Source organism: Pseudomonas sp. HPB0071, assembly GCF_000478505.2.
GTDB lineage: Bacteria > Pseudomonadota > Gammaproteobacteria > Pseudomonadales > Pseudomonadaceae > Chryseomonas > Chryseomonas luteola.
The window spans coordinates 462384-483516 of record NZ_KI517367.1 but is presented as its reverse complement, the minus strand read 5'-3'; the positions used below and the strand labels follow the sequence as shown (position 1 = coordinate 483516).

19 protein-coding genes are annotated in these 21133 nt (G+C 57.6%); 8 read left to right on the top strand and 11 right to left on the bottom strand.

Annotation, left to right across the window (positions count from 1 at the left end):
• Positions 1-56: 56 nt before the first annotated feature.
• The 5 genes from HMPREF1487_RS02455 to HMPREF1487_RS02435 all read right to left on the bottom strand — a co-directional run bounded on the left by HMPREF1487_RS02455 (position 57) and on the right by HMPREF1487_RS02435 (position 4399).
• Positions 57-821, bottom strand: coding sequence for an ABC transporter ATP-binding protein (locus tag HMPREF1487_RS02455; protein ID WP_010795011.1), 765 nt, complete (start codon positions 819-821; stop codon positions 57-59).
• A 100-nt stretch (positions 822-921) separates the two neighbouring features.
• Positions 922-2034 carry a succinylglutamate desuccinylase/aspartoacylase family protein gene (locus HMPREF1487_RS02450; protein ID WP_010795010.1) on the bottom strand — a complete coding sequence of 371 codons (1113 nt, stop codon included), beginning with the start codon at positions 2032-2034 and terminating at the stop codon, positions 922-924.
• Between the two features lie 60 nt (positions 2035-2094).
• Entirely contained in the window at positions 2095-2805 is a 711-nt protein-coding gene (locus HMPREF1487_RS02445) for an ABC transporter permease (RefSeq protein WP_010795009.1), read from the bottom strand.
• Positions 2802-3542 (bottom strand): ABC transporter permease, encoded by a 741-nt coding sequence (locus HMPREF1487_RS02440; protein ID WP_010795008.1) that lies wholly within the window; start codon positions 3540-3542, stop codon positions 2802-2804. Before HMPREF1487_RS02440 ends, HMPREF1487_RS02445 begins: the two co-directional genes overlap by 4 nt.
• A 77-nt stretch (positions 3543-3619) precedes the next feature.
• Positions 3620-4399 (bottom strand): transporter substrate-binding domain-containing protein, encoded by a 780-nt coding sequence (locus tag HMPREF1487_RS02435; protein ID WP_010795007.1) that lies wholly within the window; start codon positions 4397-4399, stop codon positions 3620-3622.
• A 251-nt stretch (positions 4400-4650) separates the two neighbouring features.
• Between HMPREF1487_RS02435 and HMPREF1487_RS27845 the strand changes: the two genes are divergently transcribed.
• From HMPREF1487_RS27845 to fecA, 7 genes are all read left to right on the top strand, one after another.
• Positions 4651-4785 carry a hypothetical protein gene (locus tag HMPREF1487_RS27845; protein ID WP_256205441.1) on the top strand — a complete coding sequence of 45 codons (135 nt, stop codon included), beginning with the start codon at positions 4651-4653 and terminating at the stop codon, positions 4783-4785.
• Between the two features lie 24 nt (positions 4786-4809).
• Positions 4810-5487 carry a M15 family metallopeptidase gene (locus HMPREF1487_RS02430; RefSeq protein ID WP_010795006.1) on the top strand — a complete coding sequence of 226 codons (678 nt, stop codon included), beginning with the start codon at positions 4810-4812 and terminating at the stop codon, positions 5485-5487.
• Between the two features lie 74 nt (positions 5488-5561).
• The gene (locus HMPREF1487_RS02425) at positions 5562-5819 is read left to right on the top strand and encodes a hypothetical protein (protein ID WP_010795005.1); all 258 of its coding nucleotides are present in this window, start codon (positions 5562-5564) and stop codon (positions 5817-5819) included.
• A gap of 148 nt (positions 5820-5967) precedes the next feature.
• Positions 5968-6681 carry a DUF2726 domain-containing protein gene (locus HMPREF1487_RS02420; protein ID WP_010795004.1) on the top strand — a complete coding sequence of 238 codons (714 nt, stop codon included), beginning with the start codon at positions 5968-5970 and terminating at the stop codon, positions 6679-6681.
• A gap of 148 nt (positions 6682-6829) precedes the next feature.
• Positions 6830-7342 carry a sigma-70 family RNA polymerase sigma factor gene (locus HMPREF1487_RS02415; RefSeq protein WP_010795003.1) on the top strand — a complete coding sequence of 171 codons (513 nt, stop codon included), beginning with the start codon at positions 6830-6832 and terminating at the stop codon, positions 7340-7342.
• Positions 7315-8280 carry a FecR domain-containing protein gene (locus HMPREF1487_RS02410; protein ID WP_010795002.1) on the top strand — a complete coding sequence of 322 codons (966 nt, stop codon included), beginning with the start codon at positions 7315-7317 and terminating at the stop codon, positions 8278-8280. Before HMPREF1487_RS02415 ends, HMPREF1487_RS02410 begins: the two co-directional genes overlap by 28 nt.
• An 83-nt stretch (positions 8281-8363) precedes the next feature.
• On the top strand, positions 8364-10748 hold the full coding sequence (gene fecA / locus HMPREF1487_RS02405; RefSeq protein WP_010795001.1) for a TonB-dependent Fe(3+) dicitrate receptor FecA: 2385 nt from the start codon (positions 8364-8366) through the stop codon (positions 10746-10748).
• A gap of 26 nt (positions 10749-10774) precedes the next feature.
• On the opposite strand, the gene HMPREF1487_RS02400 is transcribed toward fecA, so the two are convergent.
• Complete coding sequence (locus HMPREF1487_RS02400; RefSeq protein ID WP_010795000.1) at positions 10775-12493, bottom strand: ATP-dependent DNA ligase; 1719 nt, start codon at positions 12491-12493, stop codon at positions 10775-10777.
• Positions 12494-12715: 222 nt separating this feature from the next.
• Between HMPREF1487_RS02400 and HMPREF1487_RS02395 the strand changes: the two genes are divergently transcribed.
• Positions 12716-13957 (top strand): DUF2254 domain-containing protein, encoded by a 1242-nt coding sequence (locus HMPREF1487_RS02395; protein WP_010794999.1) that lies wholly within the window; start codon positions 12716-12718, stop codon positions 13955-13957.
• Between the two features lie 39 nt (positions 13958-13996).
• Here the strand turns inward: HMPREF1487_RS02395 and HMPREF1487_RS02390 are convergent, their stop codons facing one another.
• From HMPREF1487_RS02390 to nirD, 5 genes are all read right to left on the bottom strand, one after another.
• Positions 13997-15013 (bottom strand): ligase-associated DNA damage response exonuclease, encoded by a 1017-nt coding sequence (locus tag HMPREF1487_RS02390; protein ID WP_010794998.1) that lies wholly within the window; start codon positions 15011-15013, stop codon positions 13997-13999.
• A gap of 93 nt (positions 15014-15106) precedes the next feature.
• Positions 15107-16693, bottom strand: a complete 1587-nt coding sequence (locus HMPREF1487_RS02385; RefSeq protein WP_010794997.1) for a putative bifunctional diguanylate cyclase/phosphodiesterase — start codon at positions 16691-16693, stop codon at positions 15107-15109.
• A 185-nt stretch (positions 16694-16878) separates the two neighbouring features.
• Positions 16879-17637: a uroporphyrinogen-III C-methyltransferase gene (gene cobA / locus HMPREF1487_RS02380; RefSeq protein WP_010794996.1), complete on the bottom strand. Its 759-nt coding sequence runs from the start codon at positions 17635-17637 to the stop codon at positions 16879-16881.
• 293 nt (positions 17638-17930) lie between these two features.
• Positions 17931-20666 (bottom strand): nitrate reductase, encoded by a 2736-nt coding sequence (locus tag HMPREF1487_RS02375; RefSeq protein WP_010794995.1) that lies wholly within the window; start codon positions 20664-20666, stop codon positions 17931-17933.
• A gap of 51 nt (positions 20667-20717) precedes the next feature.
• A complete protein-coding gene (gene nirD / locus HMPREF1487_RS02370) occupies positions 20718-21071 on the bottom strand; it encodes a nitrite reductase small subunit NirD (protein WP_010794994.1) in 354 nt (117 codons plus the stop codon).
• Between the last annotated feature and the right edge of the window lie 62 nt (positions 21072-21133).

Genomic DNA, 21133 nt, shown 5'->3' with positions numbered 1-21133 from the left:
CCCTTTTTGACGTCCTTGAACGGCAGAGAGAAAGCCGCCACTCAAGGACATAGGGTCTATTTCAGATTGCCGCTCAAGAACTGCTTCAGGCGTTCGCTTTGTGGCTTGACCAGTACCTCAGCGGGTGCCCCCGCTTCTTCGACGCGGCCTTGGTGCAAAAACACAACCTGTGAGGACACCTGTCGCGCAAAGCCCATCTCGTGCGTCACCATCAGCATGGTACGGCCTTCCTCGGCCAGCGCCTGGATGACCTTGAGCACTTCGCCTACCAATTCTGGATCGAGTGCAGACGTGGGTTCGTCGAACAGCATGACTTCCGGTTCCATGGCCAAGGCTCGCGCAATGGCTACACGCTGCTGCTGGCCGCCTGAGAGAAACGACGGATACTGATCGGCGGCGCGTTGAGGAAGACCTACCTTGTCAAGGTAAGCGCGAGCGCGCGCTTCGGCTTCCTGCTTGCCCAGGCCGAGCACGCGGCGAGGTGCCAGGGTAATGTTTTCCAGCACGGTCATATGGCTCCACAGGTTGAAATGCTGGAACACCATGGCCAGCCGGGTGCGCAAGCGTTGCAGTTGAGCCTGATCCGCTACGCGCAGCCCATTCCCGTGCCGCTCTAGGCGAATGGGATTCCCATCCAGCGTCATGACACCGGCATCCGGCATTTCGAGAAAGTTGAGGCACCGCAGAAAGGTACTCTTGCCCGAGCCACTGGCACCGATCAGGCTGATCACATCGCCCGTCCGGGCCTGTAGCGAGACACCTTTGAGCACTTCGATATCGCCGTAACGCTTATGCAGCCCTTCGACGGTCAGCTTGTACATATGAAGTCCTTGTTCCAATCAAACGGCCGTGCTCTAGACATCGGAGCACGGCCACAAGGCGGCCCGTCTGCGCGGGCTCGCCGTGTGCCAGAAACGAGCCTTACGGCGAAAGCAGATAGCCGCTGCGATAGGCTTCGGTGCCTGCCACGCGTGCGACCGCCATGCCGGCTGTGGCCATACGGCGGTTGGCGCAGGCATACAGGACACCTGACACCGAGCTGCGGATAGGCTCTACACGATCGGCAATCGGGTCGATCACTTCGGCGATGACCTGTCCGGCTTCGATTACATCGCCTGGCTTTGCCATCAGGACCAGAACACCCCCTATAGGGCTTTCAATCGGCTCTACGGCCGCCAGTGGCGTGGCAGGGAACGGCAGCTCCGGCAGTGCCGGCGCTTCGCCGGAGATGACGCCGTAGTGGGTCAGGTAGTCGAGAATGGCTTGGGCATCCTGTTCAGCCAGATCATGGGACACATCCATTTGGCCCCGCAGCTCGATCGTGACGGAAAAGCTGCCCATGGGAATGCGCTCACCGAACTGCTGATTCAGCTTCCACCACAGAAGCGTAAAGCACTCATCAAATGACTGACCGCCAGAGTCGGTGGCCAGCAGGCTGGCCTTGGAGCCCAGGTAACGGGCCAGGGGCTCTACCTGATCCCAGGCTTCCGGCGTGGTGTAGAGATGCTCTACCGCATCGAAATCGCAGTGCAGGTCGAGCACCATCTCGGCGTCACAGGCCAGTCGCTGTTGAACCAGCCGCTGAGACGTTAGCTGATTATTCGCGGTCTCACGCTCAAGTGTTGCCTTGAAGGCCTTGCGCACCAACGCCTGATTTTGTGCGGGGTCGTCGGTCAGGGTGCCTTCGATTTCAGCAATGACCTTGCTGGTCATGTCTAAGAAGCGACGGTTGAAGTTCTGCCCGGATTCCAGCTCATAGCGGCCCAGGTGAATATCCATGACCTGCTGATCCTGCCCGATAGGGTTGGCAACCGGAACCAGCACAATCTCGGCCTTCAGACGGCCTGCGTCTTCAAGTGTGCGGAGTTGATTCTTGAGTTTCCAGGCGACCAGCATGCCGGGCAGTTCGTCAGCATGCAGCGAGGACTGGATGTAGATCTTGCGGCCGCTGTCCTGCGGTCCGAAATGAAAGCTGTGGATCTTGCGATCGGTGCCGGGCACCGGAGAAATCAGGTCGTGTGTGGCGTGACGCATGAGGTAACTCCTAATGAATCAGCCCGCATCCCTGCGGGTCGTGGCATCCTGCATGAAGGGTCAGCGGGCCGGGCCGAGAAAGGCCAACCAGCGGCGCTCGGCCAGACGAAACAGGCCAATGAGCGTGAAGGACAGGATGAGGTACAGAATCGCCGCAATACCAAAGGATTGAAAAGTCAGGAATGTCGCAGTGTTGGCATCACGAGCAACCTTGAGAATATCCGGCACGGTAGCCGTGAACGCCAGCGTCGTAGAATGCAGCATCAGAATGACTTCGTTGCTGTAGTAGGGAAGGGCGCGGCGTAGCGCAGACGGCATGATGACGTGAATGTACATCCGCCAACCTGTCAGGCCGTAGGCCTTGGCTGCCTCGATCTCACCATGGGGAATATTGCGGATCGCACCTGCAAAGATCTCGGTGGTATAGGCGCAGGTGTTGAGAGCAAAAGCCAGAATGGTGCAATTCAGTGCATCCCTGAAGAACTCGTTCATCAGTGGCTGGTTGCGTACAGCTTCGATGCTGTAGATCCCGGTATAGCAGATCAGCAGCTGGAGATAGAGCGGAGTGCCTCGGAACACATACGTATAGAACTGTATCGGCCAGCGAATGAGACGGTGGCGCGATAGTCGCGCAACGGAAAGCGGAAGCGATGCCACGAAGCCGATAGCGATCGAGGCCGTCAGCAACCACAGGGTCATCGCAAGACCCGACAAACCATAACCATCCGTCCAGAGGAAGGCGCGCCAGTACTCCTGCAGGATTTCGATCATCGTACAGCCTCCCGAACACCCGCAGAATAACGACGTTCCAGCCAGTTCAGGACCTGGTTGGTCAGTGCAGTAATCAGCAGATAGATCACGCCGCCCAGGATCAGGAAGTAGAACATCTTGTAGGTGGTCTTGCCGGCTTCCTGAGTCGCGGTGACGATATCGCTCAGGCCGATGATGGAGACTAGCGCTGTGGCCTTGAGCAACACCTGCCAATTGTTACCAATGCCAGGCAGGGCAAAGCGCATCATTTGCGGAAAGGTAATCCGGAAAAAGGTTTGCGTACGTGTCATGCCATATGCGGTAGCGGCCTCGATTTGCCCCCGCGGTACCGCCAGGATCGCCCCACGAAATGTTTCGGTGAAGTACGCGCCATAAATGAAACCCAGGGTCAGTACCCCGGCGGAAAGCGGATCAATTTCGATATAGTCCCAATCCATGTAATCAGTGAACTCACCCAGCCAGCTCTGCAGGCTATAAAAGATCAGAAGCATGAGCACAAGATCAGGGACGCCCCGAATCAGCGTGGTATACAGGGCGGCGGGCAGGCGAAAGGCCTTGATGGGGGATAGTTTGGCCGTGGCGCCGAGCAGGCCCAAGATGACTGACACCACCAGCGACAGGACAGCCAGCTTCATGGTCATCCAGGTGCCTTCCAGCAGTAGAGGACCGTAACCGTGGAGTGCGAAGGCGCCCAACCCCAGGTTTTCAAGAAAGGTGTCGAACGAAGTCTGCGGCATGTTTGATCGCGCTGTTCTTATAGGTCTTGAAATGCCAACGCCTCCACAAGCGGGAGGCGCTGACGTTAAGGCGGATCTTACTTGTTGTTATAGATATCCAGATCGCCAAAGTACTTTTTCTGAATCTTCTCGTAGGTGCCGTCGGCATGGATGGCCGCGATTCCCTTGTTCAGCAGGGCCTTCATTTCGTCGTTGCCCTTGCGTACGCCAATGGCGGTATCGGCAGGCAGCAGCTCGTCACGAATCGACTGGTTGACATAATCCTTGCCTTGAGGAGATTTCATGAAATCTCCTTCGGCCTGCAACATGTCCTGCATGGATACATCGATGCGGCCCGAGGTCAGGTCAGCATAAACCTGATCCTGGTCCTGATAGCTCTGTACCTTGACACCGGCAGTGGCTAGCTTGGTCTTGGCAAAGTTTTCCTGAATGGTGCCCTGCTGAACACCAACGACCTTACCCTTGAGTGACTCGGCCGTAGGCTCTAGATTGGCACCTTTCTTCATAATCATGGACGAGTTGCCTGACCACATGCGGTCTGTGAAGTCGATCTGCTCGGCTCGCTGAGGCGTTACGGTCAGCGAGGAGAGGATGCCATCGAACTTTCGTGCCCGCAGGCCTGGGATCAGTCCGTCGAAGTCGCTGACGATCCAGCGGCATTTCACCGCCAGCTTTTCACAAATGGCATTGCCCAGTTCTACGTCGAATCCTGCAAAGCTTCCGTCCGGTGCCTTGTATTCAAAAGGAGGATAGGTGGTGTCTACACCGAAACGAATCTCCTTGATGTCCTTCGCCAGCGCAGAGCCCGCGGAAAGGCACAGCGCAATTGCGGAGAGGGTCAGCCATTTCTTTTTCATGGGTCGTCCTAATACGGATAATTGCAATAGAGTGCGTACCAGAGGTCGCGCTGCAGATGACGGGCTGTTCGCAGCAATAACCGAACCAACTGCCACTATATTGAGGTCATGTCCATAAACACAGAGTAGGCCAGGCGTCTCGTCCGGGAAGAATAAGTCAGCCTTTATTCACTATCCTGCACCTAAAATGTGCATAACTCCCTAAGAGAGCAGGAGATTGCACAGCTTTGGTGCGAAAGGGTGATGGCATCTTGAAACTGATTGATGTGCATATGGCCTGGTATGCCATTTGGGAAGTGTCACCCAAGGGAGGTGCGCTTTGTAGCAACGCAGCGAAACGGTGGGTGGATTCGAAACGATTGGATGACATGATCTTTCTGGATTGATCAAGACGTATACGGGAGCGGGCAATGCTTGACGAATGGGAGCTGACAGGCAGGGCGCGAACGCATCTGTTGCAGATCGATAACCCACGCTATGCGATCCATCGTGAGGTCTATGCGCCGTTCAAGGCAATGCAGGAGGCTGCACGGAGGGATGGATTTACCTTGCATCCATTCAGTGCCTTTCGTGACTACAAGACGCAGCTCAGAATCTGGAACCGTAAGTTTGCCGGTGAAAAGCCGTTGTATGACCGCAACGGCCAGGTGCGTGATCAGTCTGCTCTTGCCGTGGATGAGCGCATCGACTGCATTCTGAATTGGTCAGCTCTGCCAGGCGCAAGCCGCCATCACTGGGGCACCGAAATCGATGTGGTTGACCTGACCCAGGCTCCGCCAGGGTATGTCGTTCAGCTGCTACCCGAGGAGACGCAGCCCGGCGGTGTGTTTCATGAGCTGCATCTCTGGCTCGATGCGCACATCGAACAGTTCGGCTTTTTTCGACCTTATCGGGAATACCGGGGCGGTATGTATGAAGAGCCCTGGCACCTCAGTTATGAGCCGCTGGCAACCCTTGCGCTCGAATGGCTGACGTTGGATCTGCTGGAGCAGGTTGTTGCCGAGTCATCCATGTTGGGGCGGGAGGCCGTTCTAGAACGCTTGCCGGACCTGTACGAGCGACACGTCCGTATGATCTGCGAGCGCTAGCTTCTGGATGTGCTACCCCTGATACCTTGTTCAGGCTAAGCTATTCGAAGGTTTATTGTTTTCTGGAGTTGACGGTGAAAGAGCCTCGGGCAAATGCCTCTCATGTGGGTGATCTTCCTGCACATGATGGTAAGTCGGTCGCGCTGTTCGTGCTTGCGCTCATTCTGGCACTCTTCGGTACCATCGCCATGTGTGTTGAGTTCGCTCGCGGTACTCAGCAGTACGGATTGCCGCTCATCGTCTGGATTCTGGCCTTTTTCATAAAAATGGCGGAAAGCTTTCGGCTGCGCAGTCTGCTCAAGGCCGCATACGAGTCTGCTGGCAAGCGCTGAGCCCTTAGCTGATCCCTGTTAAGCCGATGGAAGCGCAAGAGTTCATCGGCTTGCCTGTACTATCACTCATCCTGAACACCGCATCGTTATAGGCTGCCGGCGTATAACGCATCTGTTTTTATCCGCCTTTCCTGCTATTGGTCATCTCATGGTTCATCTGTTGTCAGCGCATCCCTGGCTTTATGTCGGGCTTGGCGTCGTTGTTTTTCTTTGTATCGTCATCGCGCTGCGTTCGCGTGATACCCAGCGAGCGTTTCCCTATGTGCTTAACGAAGCGCTGTTTACACCTGCTGAACGCGCCTTTTTAACCGTACTCGATGAGGCGATTGGTGAGGACTACCGCATCTTTGGCAAGGTCCGCATTGCAGATGTGGCTAGCGTGAAAGCCATTCGGGACCAAAAGAGTTGGTACAGAGCCTTCAACAAGATCAGCGCCAAGCATTTCGACTACGTCCTCTGCAACCGCGATGACCTGTCGTTCGTGGCGGTTATCGAGCTGGATGACAGCTCCCACCAGCGGCCTGATCGGCAGGCGCGGGACCTCTTTGTGGCGGGCGTCTGTCGGGCGATTGCCTTGCCGCTTATCCAGATTCCGGTACAAGGGGCTTATTCGACTGCGCAGGTGCGGGAAGAGATCATGGCTGTCTTACAGAAGGGCGGGGCCTTGACCTCGCGCAAACGCACAGCAGCCCGGCGCTCCAGCAAAGGGGAGGCGGCGAGCGAGGCAGCGTCTCCGATATGCTCGAAATGCGGCTCGCCCATGGTCATGCGCAAGGCCAGGCAAGGAAGCAATGCTGGCGCCTATTTCTGGGGCTGCAGCGCCTTTCCAGATTGCCGCAACATCGTACGCATTGAGGAGTAGTGTCCGCTGACGCTAACGTTTTATGTAATACCAGCCCATTTATAGTGGCAAGCTAAGCTTAACCCTTGTTGTAATCATCCAGGCTTGCATATAATGAGAACAATTATCATTAAGTGAATGCCTAGGATTCTAGCGCAAGGATATCGGTGTGCACGCCAGCAGTACTTCACCACAGGGGGATCTTGGCCAGCTCTATCATGAGCATCGCTCCTGGGTATTTGGATGGTTGCGCCGGCGTCTGGGGTGCTCCGATAGTGCAGATGACTTGACCCACGATACGTTCATTCGCCTCCTGGGAAGTCAGGAGCTGGGCCGGCTTGCTGAACCTCGGGCTTTTCTCATTACTGTTGCCAAGCGTGTCCTATTCAATCATTACCGACGTCAGGATATCGAGCGGGCCTACCTGGATGCCTTGGCGGCCTTGCCTGAGCAGGAGGTTCCCAGCGAGGAAGTTCGTGCTATCGCTCTGGAAACACTTCTGGAGCTGGCTCGCGTATTGGATGGATTGGCTGAACCGATCAAACAGGCTTTTCTATTGGCACAGCTGGACGGAATGCCATACGCCGATATCGCCGCACACCTCGGTATTTCGCTGGCAACCGTCAAGCGGTACATCGCCAAGGCTGCTCAGCAATGTTATTTCGCGGAGTGCATGGCGTGACAGCGCCCATCTCTCCCCAGATCGCCGAGCAGGCCGTGCAGTGGCTGGTAGAGCTGCAGGCGGGGGCAGGCGAGGAAGAGCATCGGGCCTGGCAACAATGGCGGGCCGCTGATCCTGAGCACGAGCGTGCCTGGCAGCGGATCGAGACCATCAACCAGCGGCTGCAGGGGTTGCCCTCAAAGGCTGCGCGTCAGGCTGTATTGAGCAAGCCCGCATACGGTCGCCGCGAGGCGCTGAAGCTCATGGGGGTGTTTGCCCTCCTGGGCCCGGCCGCCTGGCTCTTAAAGGAGCGTGCCGAGCCCTGGTTGGCGGACTACCACACCCGGATTGGGGAACAGCGAACGGTTACCCTGACCGATGGCAGCCGCCTTGATCTGAATACCGACAGTGCTGTGAATGTCAGCATCACGGCTACGCAGCGTCAGCTCATGCTGATTCGTGGCGAGATACTGTTACACGCTGCCCATTCAGCCCTGCCATTTTCGGTACAGAGCCAGGCAGGCATGGTCTCAACAACCCAGGGGCGTTTCAATCTTCGCAAGTTCGACGATGGCTGCCGGTTGAGTGTTTTTGCTGGCAGCGTTCAGATGCGTTGTGCCGAGCGGCCGGATCTATCCACGACCCTGACGGCGGGGCAACAGGTACGCTTTAGCGCGCATCACCTGGGTAAGGTAGTACCGCTCGATAGTGGTCTGGATGCCTGGCGTGACGGTCTGCTGGTGGCAGCCCATATGCCGCTTGGGCAGTTCATCCAGGAGCTATCTCGCTATCAGCCCGGTTGGCTGAAGTGCGACGAGCACGTTGAGAGTCTGCTGGTTTCAGGAACGTATCCACTCAAGGACATAGAAGCCATCCTGGCCATGCTGGAAGTCACCCAGCCGGTGCGCATCCAGCGGCGGACGCGCTACTGGATCAGCATTCAGCCTCGCACAGCGTGAGTTGAATATTTTCAGTCAGCGGTGAGCCTTTTCCACTTCTTGCGTGACAAGTAAGGCAGATACCCTTACTGCAGGCTGATCTCATGTCTTCCTCTACATTTATGTTGACCCCTTTAAGCCGGGCGCTTCGCCATGTCGTGTTCGGTACAGCTGTGCTGCTTGGCAGCGTGCCGCTGATGGCAACGGCGCAAACGGTTACTCAGGCTGAGGTGAGCCGAACATTTCATATTGCCCCCGGTCCGCTGGAGGCCGCCCTCAACCAGTTCGGCCAGACGGCGAATATCATGGTGGCGTTCAGTCCCGATCTGACGACGAACCGCACCACTCAAGGGCTGGAGGGTGAATTCGGTATTTTCGAAGGGTTGAGCCATCTGTTGGAGGGAAGTGGGCTTGAGGCCGTCGCGCAGAAGGGTGGCTATAGCCTGCAACCCGCTGCTGTTTCGGCATCCGCCACTAACGATGAGAGGGCAGCAGCCAACCTGGAAACCCTGACCGTGGTAGGTGACTGGCTGGGTGATGCGCAGCAGCAGGATGTATTCGAGCATCCAGGGGCACGGGATGTGATCCGCCGCGATGAGTTCGAGCGGGTCGGCGCCTCCACGGCGCGCGAAGTGCTCAACCGAATTCCCGGTGTGAATGCGCCGGAAAACAACGGAACCGGCAGTCATGACATGGCACTCAACTTTGGTATCCGAGGCCTCAATCCGCGTCTCGCATCCCGTTCGACGGTGTTGATGGATGGCATCCCGGTCCCGTTTGCACCCTATGGCCAGCCACAGTTGTCCTTTGCACCCATTTCCATGGGCAACATGGATGCAGTCGATGTGGTGCGCGGTGGTGGTGCAGTCCGCTATGGCCCGCAGAACGTGGGCGGTATCGTCAACTTCGTGACCCGTGCCATTCCTGACGACTTTACCGTCAAGGGCGGCATCCAGAACGAACTCAGCCCGTCTTCAAGTCATGACGGTATCAAGACCAGTGGCAACCTGCTCATTGGCGGTACGGGGGAAAACGGTCTGGGTGGCGCCTTGCTGTATTCAGGCGTACGGGGCGGTGACTACCGTGAGCACAGTGATACGCAGATTGATGATCTGATCCTCAAGGGTAAATACCAGCTCGATGACGCCAACAGCTTTACGGCGATCGGCCAGTACTACGAGGGCGAGGCAGAGATGCCGGGTGGCTTGTCAGTTGCCGATTTCGACAGCAATCCGTACCAGTCCACACGTCCCCTGGATAAATTCTGGGGCCGTCGTACCCTGGTCGGCCTGGGGTATCAGTATGAAGAAGACGCGCGGAAGTTCACTGTGAATACGTTCTTCACCAAGACCCTACGCAGCGGTTATCTGAATCAAGGTACATTCCAGTCGCTATCCCCCCGCGAGTACTGGGTGCGTGGGGTGGAAACCCGGTTCTCCCAGGGCTTTTCCCTAGGCGAAAGCTGGCATGAGGTGGGCATCGGCTACCGCTATGTCAACGAGGCCAGTCACGAGCTGCGATATCGGGTACCGATAACCTCCACGGAGCGGCCATCCACGTCCAGCCGCAACGATCGCGACACCCGCGGCAGCACCGAGGCCAATGCGTTCTATATCGACGACCGTATCGACATCGGCAAATGGACGTTTACCCCAGGTATTCGTTACGAGCTGATCGATTCCGAGCAGGTCAACAAGCTCAACAATACGCCTTATAAAGGTGACTACCACGCCTCGCTGCCCGCGCTGAACGTGATGTATCACGTAACCGACACCTGGAACCTGTATGCCAACACAGAGGGCTCGTTTGGTTCGGTCCAGTACAGCCAGATGCCGAACCGGGTTGCTGCTGGTGAAGTAAAGCCGGAAAAGGCACGCACCTGGGAAGTGGGTACTCGTTACGATAACGGGATCTTGAAGGCGGAGTTGGGAGCCTTTCTTATCAATTTTGATAACCAGTACGACAGCAGTCAGACGCTGGATACGGTTATCGCCCGTGGTAAAACACGCCACCGCGGTCTTGAGGCCAGCGTGGCTTATCAGCTGGAAGACCTGAGTCCGAGCCTGGCCGGATTTGATGTCTACGCAACCTACGCCTACGTGGATGCCACCATTCGTGAAGAGGGGCCAAACAAGGGTAACCGTGTACCGTTCTCGTCCAAACACAAGGGTACGCTGGGCGTAGGTTACACCCACAATGCCTGGCGCCTGGATCTGGACAGCGCCTTCCAATCCAGCCAGTACGCCGATAATGCCAATACGGTGGAGGAGAGCGCCGATGGCAGCAACGGCCGTATCCCTGGCTACATGACTTGGAACAGTCGTGCGGCTTATGACTTTGGTCCGCAACTGTCCAACCTGAAAGTAGCGGTCGGGGTGAAGAATATCTTCAATACCGAGTATTACACCCGCTCCTTTGACGACAACAACAAGGGCAAATACCTGGGGCAGCCGCGTACCGTCTATCTACAGACATCGGTCGCATTCTGAGACGTCTGTAAAGGAGGCCTGTCTGGTTAAACCAGCAGGCCTTGCAGGATGTCCAGCGTATCTGCTTCTTCAACAGGCTTGTCGTGACGCCAGCGCAGCATGCGCGGGAAGCGCACGGCAACGCCGCTCTTGTGCCGCGTGGACAGGGCTATGCCTTCAAAACCCAGTTCGAATACCAGTGTTGGCTGGACGCTGCGTACAGGGCCGAATTTCTCGACAGTAGTCTTGCGCACAATGGCATCCACCTTGCGCATTTCTTCGTCGGTCAGACCCGAATAAGCCTTGGCGAAAGGTACCAGGGTACGCTCGGTGCCCGGCGGGCCATCCCAGACGGCAAAGGTGTAGTCGGTGTATAGGCTGGCGCGTCTGCCATGGCCGCGCTGGGCATAAATCAGTACCGCATCCACCGAGAACGGGTCGACCTTCCATTTCCACCAGACGCCCATGTCTTTGGTGCGTCCCACCCCATAAAGCGAGTCCCGGGCCTTGAGCATCATGCCTTCCACCCCGAGCGTGCGGGAGCCCTCCCGCTGGTGGGCAAGGTCCTGCCAGCTTTCACCGGCAAGAAGGGGGGAGGGGCGTAAAAGAGGGCTGTTGCACTGTGCGGTGACCGCTTCGAGTTGCGCCCGACGCTCATGCTGCGGGCGGCTGCGCCAGTCATGGCCTTGCCATTCCAGCAGGTCATAGGCCAGGATGACTACAGGTACATCGTCGAGCAGCTTCTTGCTCAGGGTTTTACGACCGATGCGCTGCTGTAAGAGCGCAAAGGGTTTGACGCCAAACGGAATAGGCTCGCCGGGCGCGTGTTCGGCCTGCTGGTGGGTGACCTCTTTGCTGCTCATCAGCAGGTCGGGGCTTTCCTCGTCTTTCCAGACGACAATTTCACCGTCAATGACAGTGCCGTCCGGCAGGCAGGTGGCGAGCGCGTGCAGTTCGGGAAAACGATCGGTGACCAGATCCTCGCCCCGAGACCAGATCCACAGGCGCCCGTCGCGTTTGACCAACTGCGAGCGGATGCCGTCCCATTTCCACTCCACCTGCCAGTTCTCGACAGGCCCCAGCTGGGCATCGAATTGATCGACGGGTAGCTGGAGGGCATGCGCCAGGAAAAACGGATAAGGCTGCCCGCCACGCTGCGCATGTTCATCGTCCGACTCGGGAGCGATCAGCGCAAGGTAAGCTTCAACAGTCGGACGATGGGACAGGTCCGTATAGCCCACCAGACGCTGGGCTACGCGCTTGGCATCCAGGCCTGCCATGGTTGCGAGCGCGCGCGTAACCAGCAGCTTGGATACGCCAACCCGAAACTCGCCGGTAATAAGCTTAAGGCTGACCATGAGACTGGGCCGGTCCAGTTGCGACCACAGCTGCGGCAGGCGCTCAGCCAGTTCTTCCGGCGCAAGGCCACGTAAGGGCAGAAGCCGCTCCTCCATCCAGACCGCCAGACCCTCATCCGAAAGATGCTTGGCGGTAGGAATAAGCAGCGACATCGTTTCTGCCAGATCGCCTACCGCCTGATAGCTCTCCTCGAACAGCCATTCCGGAAGGTTCGAGGCGGCAATCGTCAGCTCTCGAAGCTGGCGCGTGGGCACCGTTCGCCGCGGGCGTCCGCCGGCCAGGAAGTAAACGGCCCAGGCTGCATCGGCAGGCTCGGCCTGGTTGAAGTAATCCTGCATGGCCTGAAGCTTGGCATTGCTTGAGGTCGTTGCATCCAGGCGGGCATAGAGGTCGGCGAAGGCTTTCATCGTGGTCTCGCTTTCTACACAGCGTTCAGAAGCAATCAGTAACGGGCCGCTCGCGAGCCTCTGTTAATCCGATATCGCTTCGCTGTTGTTATGAGCCTGTTATGGGGAAAGGAGTTCGTGATGTGGTGTGTTCCTGTTCCCCTGTCCGGTTTATCAGGCGACGTGGAACAGGAGGACCACTGCAGCCTTCTAAGTGATTGTCTGACAATGAGGTTGCAGTAGATGGGCCAACATATCCGCTTCATCTGGATCGCCTGCCGGGACAGTCTCTGGTTTATCCCGATGGTGATAGCGCTCCTGGCGGCCGGATTGGCCGTGGCGCTCGTGTCCCTGGAGCGCCTGGGCATCATCAATGCAGGTGATCGGCTGGTGTGGCTGGCGGGTAGTACAGGGGAGGGGGCTCGTTCAGTGCTATCGGCGATTGGAACCAGTGTGGTGACGGTCACGGGCACGGTCTTTTCCATCATGATCGTTGCACTTCAGCTGTCCAGCAGTCAGTTCTCGCCGCGTCAACTCAGAAACTTCACTTCTGATCGAGCCAATCAAGTGGTCTTGGGCCTGCTGATCGGGACCTTCACGTACACCTTGATTGTCATGAGCATGATCCGCTCAGCCTCGCCCTCATCCGCCCCCTTCGTTCCACAGATCGCTATCGCGCTGGGCATAGTGCTGGCGTTGATCAGCGTTGGTTTGATCATCTACTTCATCGATCACGCCTCCCGCTCCATGCAGATTGCCGTCATCCTGCAGCAGGTGACTCACCGCGCCAACGAACAGATTGAACAGGCCTTCGCACCTCTCGATGAGCCCCGGGCCGAACCCGATGCGTATGTGAGCGAGGCGCTGGATAAGAACGGGTATCCTTTGTGTACGCAGCGGGGAGGATACCTGCAGGCTATCGACCGCAAGGGGCTGCTCAGGCTGGCGCACAATCAGAGCCTGGTGGTTCGTGTGGAACACCGCACCGGCAGTTTTATCCTGCCCGGTGATCCAATTGCCTCTATCTGGCCTGCCGAGGCGGTTGATGCAACTGTCATGGCGGAGCTGAGAAAGAGGTTCATTCTTGGATCGGATCGTACGCCCGAGCAGGATATCGAGTATTGGCTGATAGAAATGGCAGATATCGCGATCAAGGCGTTATCGCCTTCCATCAATGATCCTACTACGGCATTTCGAGCCATTGACCGGCTTTGTGAAACACTGACGTTCCTGGGGCAGCGTAAGCCTTGCTGGACACATTGCGGTGACGACGGAAAGATCCGGTTGATCGAGCGCCCTCTGACATTCGAGTTGGCAGTAGGGCTAGCATTCGAGCAGATTCATCACTTTGGCCAGACCAATCCTTCCGTGCTCAAAAAGCTGGCCGACTCGGTGAATGCATTGATAAAGCGGGTTCCGCATGATGAACGGGTCGCCTTGATTCGATACAGTCGCTTGCCTGATGACATTGCGCTGAAGCATTGATTGGTACGAGCAAAAGGCGCACGGGCATATTCTTTTCACTTAGGCGGACTTCTCGTTGTTGGGCTCGTTGTCTTCATCACCGTATTCCGTGGTAAAGCCTTGGGCATCCAGTCCCTGTTCACGAAGGTAGCGCACCAACACTCCCACAGAGCCATGGGTCACCATGACCCGTTCAGCCCCTGTCTGCTCAATGGCCCAGAGCAGGCCAGGCCAGTCGGCGTGGTCGGAGAGCACAAAGCCACGGTCCACGCCACGACGCCGACGCGTTCCACGCAGCATCATCCAGCCGCTGGCGAAGGCATCGCTATGCTCGCCGAATCGGCGAATCCAGGTGCTTCCGCCAGCCGAGGGCGGCGCAATGATCAGGGCCTTACGCAGAAGAGGGTCGTTCTTCTTGAAGTCCCCTGCATACTGGGTATCCGGGATGTACACACCCCCTTCACGGTAGACCCGGTTGAGCGGTTCCACAGCGCCGTGGGTCAGGATAGGGCCGATACTCGCATCGATTCCGTGCAGGATGCGCTGTGCCTTGCCGAAGGCGTAGCAATACAGCACGCTGGCGCGGTCTTCCGCTGCATTCTGCCGCCACCAGGCATTGATCTGCGCAAAAATCTCTGCCTGCGGCTGCCAGGTATAAATAGGCAGGCCAAATGTGGATTCGGTAATGAAGGTGTGGCAGTGCACGGGTTCGAAGGCGTCACAGGTGCCGTCCGGTTCTACCTTGTAATCCCCCGACGCTACCCAGACCTCACCCTGGTATTCCAAGCGGACCTGGGCTGAGCCCAGAACATGCCCAGCCGGGTGAAGGCTGATTTTGACGCCATGGTGATCGATGACTTCGCCGTAGTGCAGCGTTTGCAGATTGATGTCTTGCCCCAATCGGGAGCGAAGAATGCCTTCGCTGGGCGCTGACGCCAGGTAATGTTGATTCCCCCCACGCGCATGATCGCCATGGGCATGGGTAATGACGGAGCGTTCGACGGGGCGCCAGGGATCGATATAGAAATCCCCTGGAGGGCAATAGAGACCTTCGGGTCGGGCGATGACAAGATCCATGGTGTCGCTCTTGATGGGCTTATCTAATAAGAGCGGAACGGGGCGGATCAGTTCGAGCGGGCTGCGCTCGCCTTGTGACCTGAAAGGGTAGGCCTAAATCACCGGCTCTGCGCGGGAGGCGTCCGACCTATAGCAACCGTGGCGTTCCAGCAGCTCAGGAACCTCGGAATTGGGCACCGCCCTGCTGAAGAGGAACCCCTGACCGAATTCACATCCTGCCTCGCGTAGCCACTGGACTTGATAGTCATGTTCGATCCCTTCGGCAATGGATGGCATGTTCAGACCATGTCCCAGCCCGAGCATGCAGCGCACGATCTTGTCATCTTTGTCATTGATGGCCATGGAGTCAATGAACTCGCGATCGATTTTCAACTTATCAAAGGTAAAGCGGCTGATCTGCGCCATGCTGGAATAACCCGTGCCAAAGTCATCGACAGCGACCCGTACGCCCAGCTCCCGTAGCAGATCCAGGTTGAGCTTGGCCTGCCGGATATCCTTGACGATGGCGGTTTCGGTGATTTCGATTTCCAGCTGCGAGGCCGCAAAGCCGGTCTCAAGCAGAACACGTTCAATGCGGTCCGGCAGCAGAGGATCGCGCAGATCGATCGCGCTCAGGTTGAAGGACAGATAAATGCCTGTAGGCCAGTATTTGGCATCGATACAGGCTTTTCGCAGGAGATAATCCGTCAACTCAGTCATCAGGCCGCTTTCCTCGGCCGCCGGAATGAACTTGTCGGGAACGATGGATCCATGAATCGGATGATCAAGCCGGGCCAGCGCTTCAAAACCGGCAATGGTCATTCCATCCAAGGCAACGATTGGCTGGTACTCGGGCCGGACGTAGCCGTGTTCGATGGCCTCGCGCAATGCCTGAGCAATCATGGATTGCTGTTCCAGCATATGATCCTGGGCCATGTCGAAGAAGCGAATGATGTTCTTGCCGTTGCGTTTGCCCTGGTAGAGCGCAACATCGGCGCGACGAAGCAACGTACTGATGTCCTGCCCATCATTGGGGTAATGGGAAACGCCAAATGTGGCCGCCGTCATCAGTGCAGTCGAACCATGGACCATCGGGGTTGCAACCAGACCCGCCAGTCCTTTCAGAATGGCGTGGGCTGCGGTCTCGCTCTTGGCGGAATGCAGCAGAACAGCAAACTCGTCTCCACCCAGGCGGCAAATAAAATCTCCTTTAGGTAGAGCCGTAGCCACACGCTGCGAAATCTCTTCGAGCAACCGGTCGCCCGTAATATGGCCGTATATATCGTTGATGGCCTTGAATCCATCCAAGTCGAAAATGGCTAGGAAGAAGGGCTCTCGCGTGCCGCGTATCGCTTTTGCGAAATGCTCATTCAACGCGCGGCGATTCGGCAGGTGCGTGAGGTTGTCATGATTGGCCAGGTGATAGGCTTCCTCCTGCGCCTGCTTGCGTGCTTCGATTTCCTTACGCATATCCGCGATGCGACGGAATCCGAAGAAGAAGCCGCACCACCCAATGATGATGAATGCCGTTATGCATTCGTCGACTTGCCAGCTTTCGTGTCTGGCGCTAAAGGCTACAAGATGCTCGAAGAAATCACATTCGATCATCACGACAAGCAGTAAGACACCTAAGGCAATGATGCTGGCAACGTCTCTGAAATGCCTTTTATGCAGTGAGTAGAAAAAGGTCTTCAGAGACATGAGCAGCTCGGTAGCAAGATCGAACAAGGGGCAGGGCCTGGGACTGAGGTGAAGTCCTTGTCGTGTTATCGACGGCAGGCTGGCAAAGTTGATAGTAGCATTATGCTACGAATATAGTCTTTGAATGTATAAAGTGACTTGAAGTTAAAGGCTCGCCCGCTCAGTGACGAGCAGGCGCTTTCTGGTCATCCTACAAGCGTTTTCTGAACAGGCTCAAGCGGCAGGCGAAGCGATTCGGCAGCAGACGCGACCTCGCCAATCACAAGAATGGCTGGGCTCTTGAGCTGAAAGAGGGCTGCGTCGGCTAACAGGGTTCCCAATGTGCTTCGGCATTCCCGCTGTTCCGGCAGGGAGGCGTTTTCGATCATGGCGACCGGGGTAGAGGCAGCCATCTGACCTGCCAGAAGCCCCTGCTGTACATCGTTCAGTCGCGAAACGCCCATATAGATGACAAGGGTCGTGCCACTTCGGGCCAGGGCGTCCCAATTCAATGAGCTGTCGTCCTGGGTATGGGCTGTGACCAGCGTAACGCCACGGGCAATGCCGCGATGAGTCAGTGAAATGCCGCAGTTCGTCGCACCTGCAAGACCGGCAGTGATGCCGTTGACGATTTCGCTTTGAATGCCATGGTTCGCCAGCCATTCGGCTTCTTCACCGCCTCGGCCAAAAATGCACGGATCGCCGCCTTTGAGGCGCGCCACGACCTTACCCTGGCGTGCATAACGCAGCATGAGGCGATGAATGAACGCTTGAGGCGTTGAGCGGCAGCCGCCCCGTTTGCCTACCTTGATGATGTGTGCATGCGGGCAATGCTCCAGCACGGCAGGATTGACCAGGTCGTCAATCAGGACTACCTGTGCCTCGCCCAATGCGCGAACGGCTTTGAGGGTCAAGAGCTCTGGATCACCTGGGCCTGCGCCGATCAGCCAGACTTTTGCATTCATGAACATACCCTCGTGTTCTACTCAATCAGGACAAACAAAAAAGGCGCACCCGCTGTAACCAGCAGGGACGCCTTTGTCCGGTTCTGTTCGGGCCTTGAAGGCCTCTTCAGAAAATGCCGCACTCGCCGTTGAGCGCCGCATCCTATGTCAGACAAATCAGTGCAGTGATTATGCCAAGTATTGAAAGTGGGTGTGTAGAGCACTTTTCATCATGATCATGAGTGTCCATTACCGTGTTCTTGCACAGGTTTAGGTACTAGCGCACCTAAACGGTGCGCCTTATTGCCGACGTTTCAGGTATGGACAGGTGTACGTGCCAGCAAGCGCTTGATCTCCGGAACACAGGAGCCGCACTGCGTACCACAGCCCAGCGACGCCTTCAGCCCGTTCAGGTCAAGTCCTTCAGCGATACCGCCGCGAATGGCGGCTTCGCTGACATTCATGCAGTTGCAAAGCGTTTTGCAACTAACCCCGGTCTGGCTGCCAGGGGGCGTGCTGAGGGGCGCCAACAACCAACGGCGCAGGTCCTGATCCGCTCGACCTTCTTCCCACAGGCTCTTGAGCCAGCGCCGTGCTGCTGTTTCACCTGTCAGGCAGAGCGCGGTAATACGGCCCGCCTCGATACGAACCCGCTTACCCACCTGGCGGCGTGCATCGTCATAGGCCATGACCGGTCCGTCCAGCAGGTTAAGACTGTTATAGATTTGTGCAAGCAGGGCCTTGTCCGGTGACTCCCCATGTGCAGCGCGAATAAGCAGGGCCGGACGGTCACGGCCAGTCAGGGTAAGACTGGCATGGCTAAAGGTTTCAAACAGTGGGCGCAGGGTTTCGAAGCGCATTTGTACATGGCCTTCTACCAGTGCGTACAGCTCCCAGGGGAGTTCTACTTTTTCCACTTCAATGCCGGCATGTTTGAGCTCCGGTTGCTTGGAGAGCGGATCGAATTCCGAGAGGGTGAGGGCATTGATACCGAGCCCTTTGAGAAAGCGATCCCCCCAGTGCATGGGCAGGAACGCTTGACCCGGTCTGATGTTCTCGTCCGACTCGACACGGACCAGAAGACTGCCGCGACGGCTTTTGACACGGGTCAGCTGGCCGCTCATCAGCCGACGGCGGCGCATGTCGTCCGGGTGCAGGGAGAGAAGTGGCTCCTCCACATGGCTGAATAACCGCGCCGCCGTGCCGGTACGGCTCATGCCATGCCACTGGTCGCGTAGGCGGCCAGTATTGAGGGTCAGCGAATAGCGGGCATCACGCTTCTCTTTCGGCGCGGCGTACTCGTCGGCAACAAAGCGTGCCCGCCCCGACGTTGTGGGAAACACACCGTTTTCATACAGGCGGGGCGTGCCCTGGCTGGCGCCGGTGGAAAACGGCCATTGTTGGGGCCCATGGGCATCGATCAGCGAATAGCTGATACCGGAAAGGTCCAGGTCACGTCCTGTCGTCAGGTGCTTGTATTCCTCAAAGAGCGCTTCAGGTGTCGGGAAGGCGAATCGGCTGCTTTGCTCAGGGTACAGGCGGCTTTCCAGCCGGCGGGCAAAGTCAAGCGTGATGGCCCAGTCCGAGCGTGCTTCACCCGGTGCGGAGATGGCGCGGCGCACATGGCTGATGCGTCGCTCGGAGTTGGTTACCGTTCCTTCCTTCTCGCCCCAACTGGCCGCAGGAAGCAGCAGGTCGGCATAGCGACAGGTTTCGGTCGTGAAAAAGGCTTCCTGAACCACTACGAACGGACAGCGGGCCAGGGCTTCATGAATTTTGGCCTGATCCGGTACGGACTGAGCCGGGTTGGTACAGGCAATCCAGAGTGCCTTGATTTTGCCGCTGTGCACCGCATCGAACAGTTCGATAGCCGAAAGGCCGGGCGTTTCAGGCAGCGCGTCGATACCCCAGTAAGCCGCGACTTCGCTACGGTGAACAGGATCGGCTACCTCACGATGACCAGGAAGCAGGTTCGACAGGCTGCCGGTCTCACGTCCTCCCATGGCGTTGGGCTGGCCGGTCAGCGAGAAGGGACCGGCACCGGGTTTGCCGATCTGGCCTGTTGCCAGGTGCAGGTTGATCAAGGCTGAGTTCTTGGCCACGCCTGCAGTGGACTGATTCAGCCCCATGCACCAGAGCGACAGAAACGCGGGCGATTCGCCAATCCATCGGGCGCAGGTCGTCAATGCTTCTACGGTAATGCCGCACAGCTCTGCCACCATGCTGGGGTTATAGTCTCGCACCAACGCTTTCAGGGCATCAAATCCCTCGGTATGGGCATCGATATAGCGACGGTCGGTCCAACCCTCCCAGAGCAGCAGGTGCAGGATGCCGTGGAAGAGCGCAACATCGGTGCCCGGCTGAATGGCCAGGTGCAGGTCGGCCAACTCACAGGTGTCGGTACGGCGCGGATCGACCACAATGATTTTCATGTCGGGTCGCTGGGCCTTTGCTTCTTCCAGGCGTCTGAACAGGACTGGATGGGCATAGGCCATGTTGCTGCCTGCAATCAGCAGGGTCTGTGCGTGTTCGATATCCTCATAAGAGCAGGGTGGCGCATCGGCTCCCAGGCTGCGCTTGTAACCGACCACCGCGGACGACATGCATAGCCGGGAGTTGCTGTCGATGTTGTTGGTACCGATCAGGGCACGGGCCAGCTTGTTGAAGGCATAGTAGTCCTCGGTCAGCAGCTGGCCGGAGATATAGAAGGCCACGCTGTCCGGGCCATGCTCGCGGAGGGTGTCGGCAAAGACGGTGGCAGCGTGGTCAAGCGCGCTGTCCCAATCGGTCCGGCTGCGTGCCAGCGTCTTGCCCAGGCGTAGTTCGGGATAGAGCGCACGTGCATCCAGATCGCCGGTCAGGTGCAGCGTAGCGCCTTTGCTACAGAGCCTCCCGTAATTGGCTGGATGAGCCGGATCGCCCGTCACATTCAGGATGCGAGTACCGTCATGTTCGATCAGCACGCCACACCCTACGCCGCAATAACAGCAGGTTGAAGCAGTGATCTGGGTAGCAGCGCCATCACGCGGCTCGTGAGGATGGATGGTCATGGGGTGCTCCATTCTGTTCACGTGGGCCCGGCGGCGAGCCAGGTCAAACGATTAGGCGGCAGTCGTGCTGGCAATGATGTGAGCGCTGCGGCGCGTCTTCTCCAGAGCGAGATAGACGCGTCCGTCTTCTACCCTGACCGGATAACGGTGGGCACACCCTACATCCGGGGCCAGGGCTTCACCGGAGTCGAGAGCGATCTGCCAGTTGTGCAATGGGCAGGCCACGGTCTTGCCAAAGACGATGCCCTGAGACAGCGGGCCGTGCTTGTGCGGGCAACGATCATCCAGGGCAAAGACATCGTCAGAAGACGTGCGGAAGAGAGCAATGTCGCCTTTGGGACCTTCGATGACCCGGGCGCCCAGTTGAGGGATATCGGTCAATGCGCAGATGTTCAGCCAGTTCATGAGGTAATCCTGTTCAAGTCGCGTAAAAGGGATACGCGATGGGCCGCTCCGTAGGAGGGTGG

Coding starts and splice junctions, on each gene's coding strand:
- HMPREF1487_RS02455 (WP_010795011.1), bottom strand. CDS start 821: ATGTACAAGCTGACCGTCGAAGGGCTGCATAAGCGTTACGGCGATATC.
- HMPREF1487_RS02450 (WP_010795010.1), bottom strand. CDS start 2,034: ATGCGTCACGCCACACACGACCTGATTTCTCCGGTGCCCGGCACCGAT.
- HMPREF1487_RS02445 (WP_010795009.1), bottom strand. CDS start 2,805: ATGATCGAAATCCTGCAGGAGTACTGGCGCGCCTTCCTCTGGACGGAT.
- HMPREF1487_RS02440 (WP_010795008.1), bottom strand. CDS start 3,542: ATGCCGCAGACTTCGTTCGACACCTTTCTTGAAAACCTGGGGTTGGGC.
- HMPREF1487_RS02435 (WP_010795007.1), bottom strand. CDS start 4,399: ATGAAAAAGAAATGGCTGACCCTCTCCGCAATTGCGCTGTGCCTTTCC.
- HMPREF1487_RS02430 (WP_010795006.1), top strand. CDS start 4,810: ATGCTTGACGAATGGGAGCTGACAGGCAGGGCGCGAACGCATCTGTTG.
- HMPREF1487_RS02420 (WP_010795004.1), top strand. CDS start 5,968: ATGGTTCATCTGTTGTCAGCGCATCCCTGGCTTTATGTCGGGCTTGGC.
- HMPREF1487_RS02410 (WP_010795002.1), top strand. CDS start 7,315: ATGTTATTTCGCGGAGTGCATGGCGTGACAGCGCCCATCTCTCCCCAG.
- fecA (WP_010795001.1), top strand. CDS start 8,364: ATGTCTTCCTCTACATTTATGTTGACCCCTTTAAGCCGGGCGCTTCGC.
- HMPREF1487_RS02400 (WP_010795000.1), bottom strand. CDS start 12,493: ATGAAAGCCTTCGCCGACCTCTATGCCCGCCTGGATGCAACGACCTCA.
- HMPREF1487_RS02395 (WP_010794999.1), top strand. CDS start 12,716: ATGGGCCAACATATCCGCTTCATCTGGATCGCCTGCCGGGACAGTCTC.
- HMPREF1487_RS02390 (WP_010794998.1), bottom strand. CDS start 15,013: ATGGATCTTGTCATCGCCCGACCCGAAGGTCTCTATTGCCCTCCAGGG.
- HMPREF1487_RS02385 (WP_010794997.1), bottom strand. CDS start 16,693: ATGTCTCTGAAGACCTTTTTCTACTCACTGCATAAAAGGCATTTCAGA.
- cobA (WP_010794996.1), bottom strand. CDS start 17,637: ATGAATGCAAAAGTCTGGCTGATCGGCGCAGGCCCAGGTGATCCAGAG.
- HMPREF1487_RS02375 (WP_010794995.1), bottom strand. CDS start 20,666: ATGACCATCCATCCTCACGAGCCGCGTGATGGCGCTGCTACCCAGATC.
- nirD (WP_010794994.1), bottom strand. CDS start 21,071: ATGAACTGGCTGAACATCTGCGCATTGACCGATATCCCTCAACTGGGC.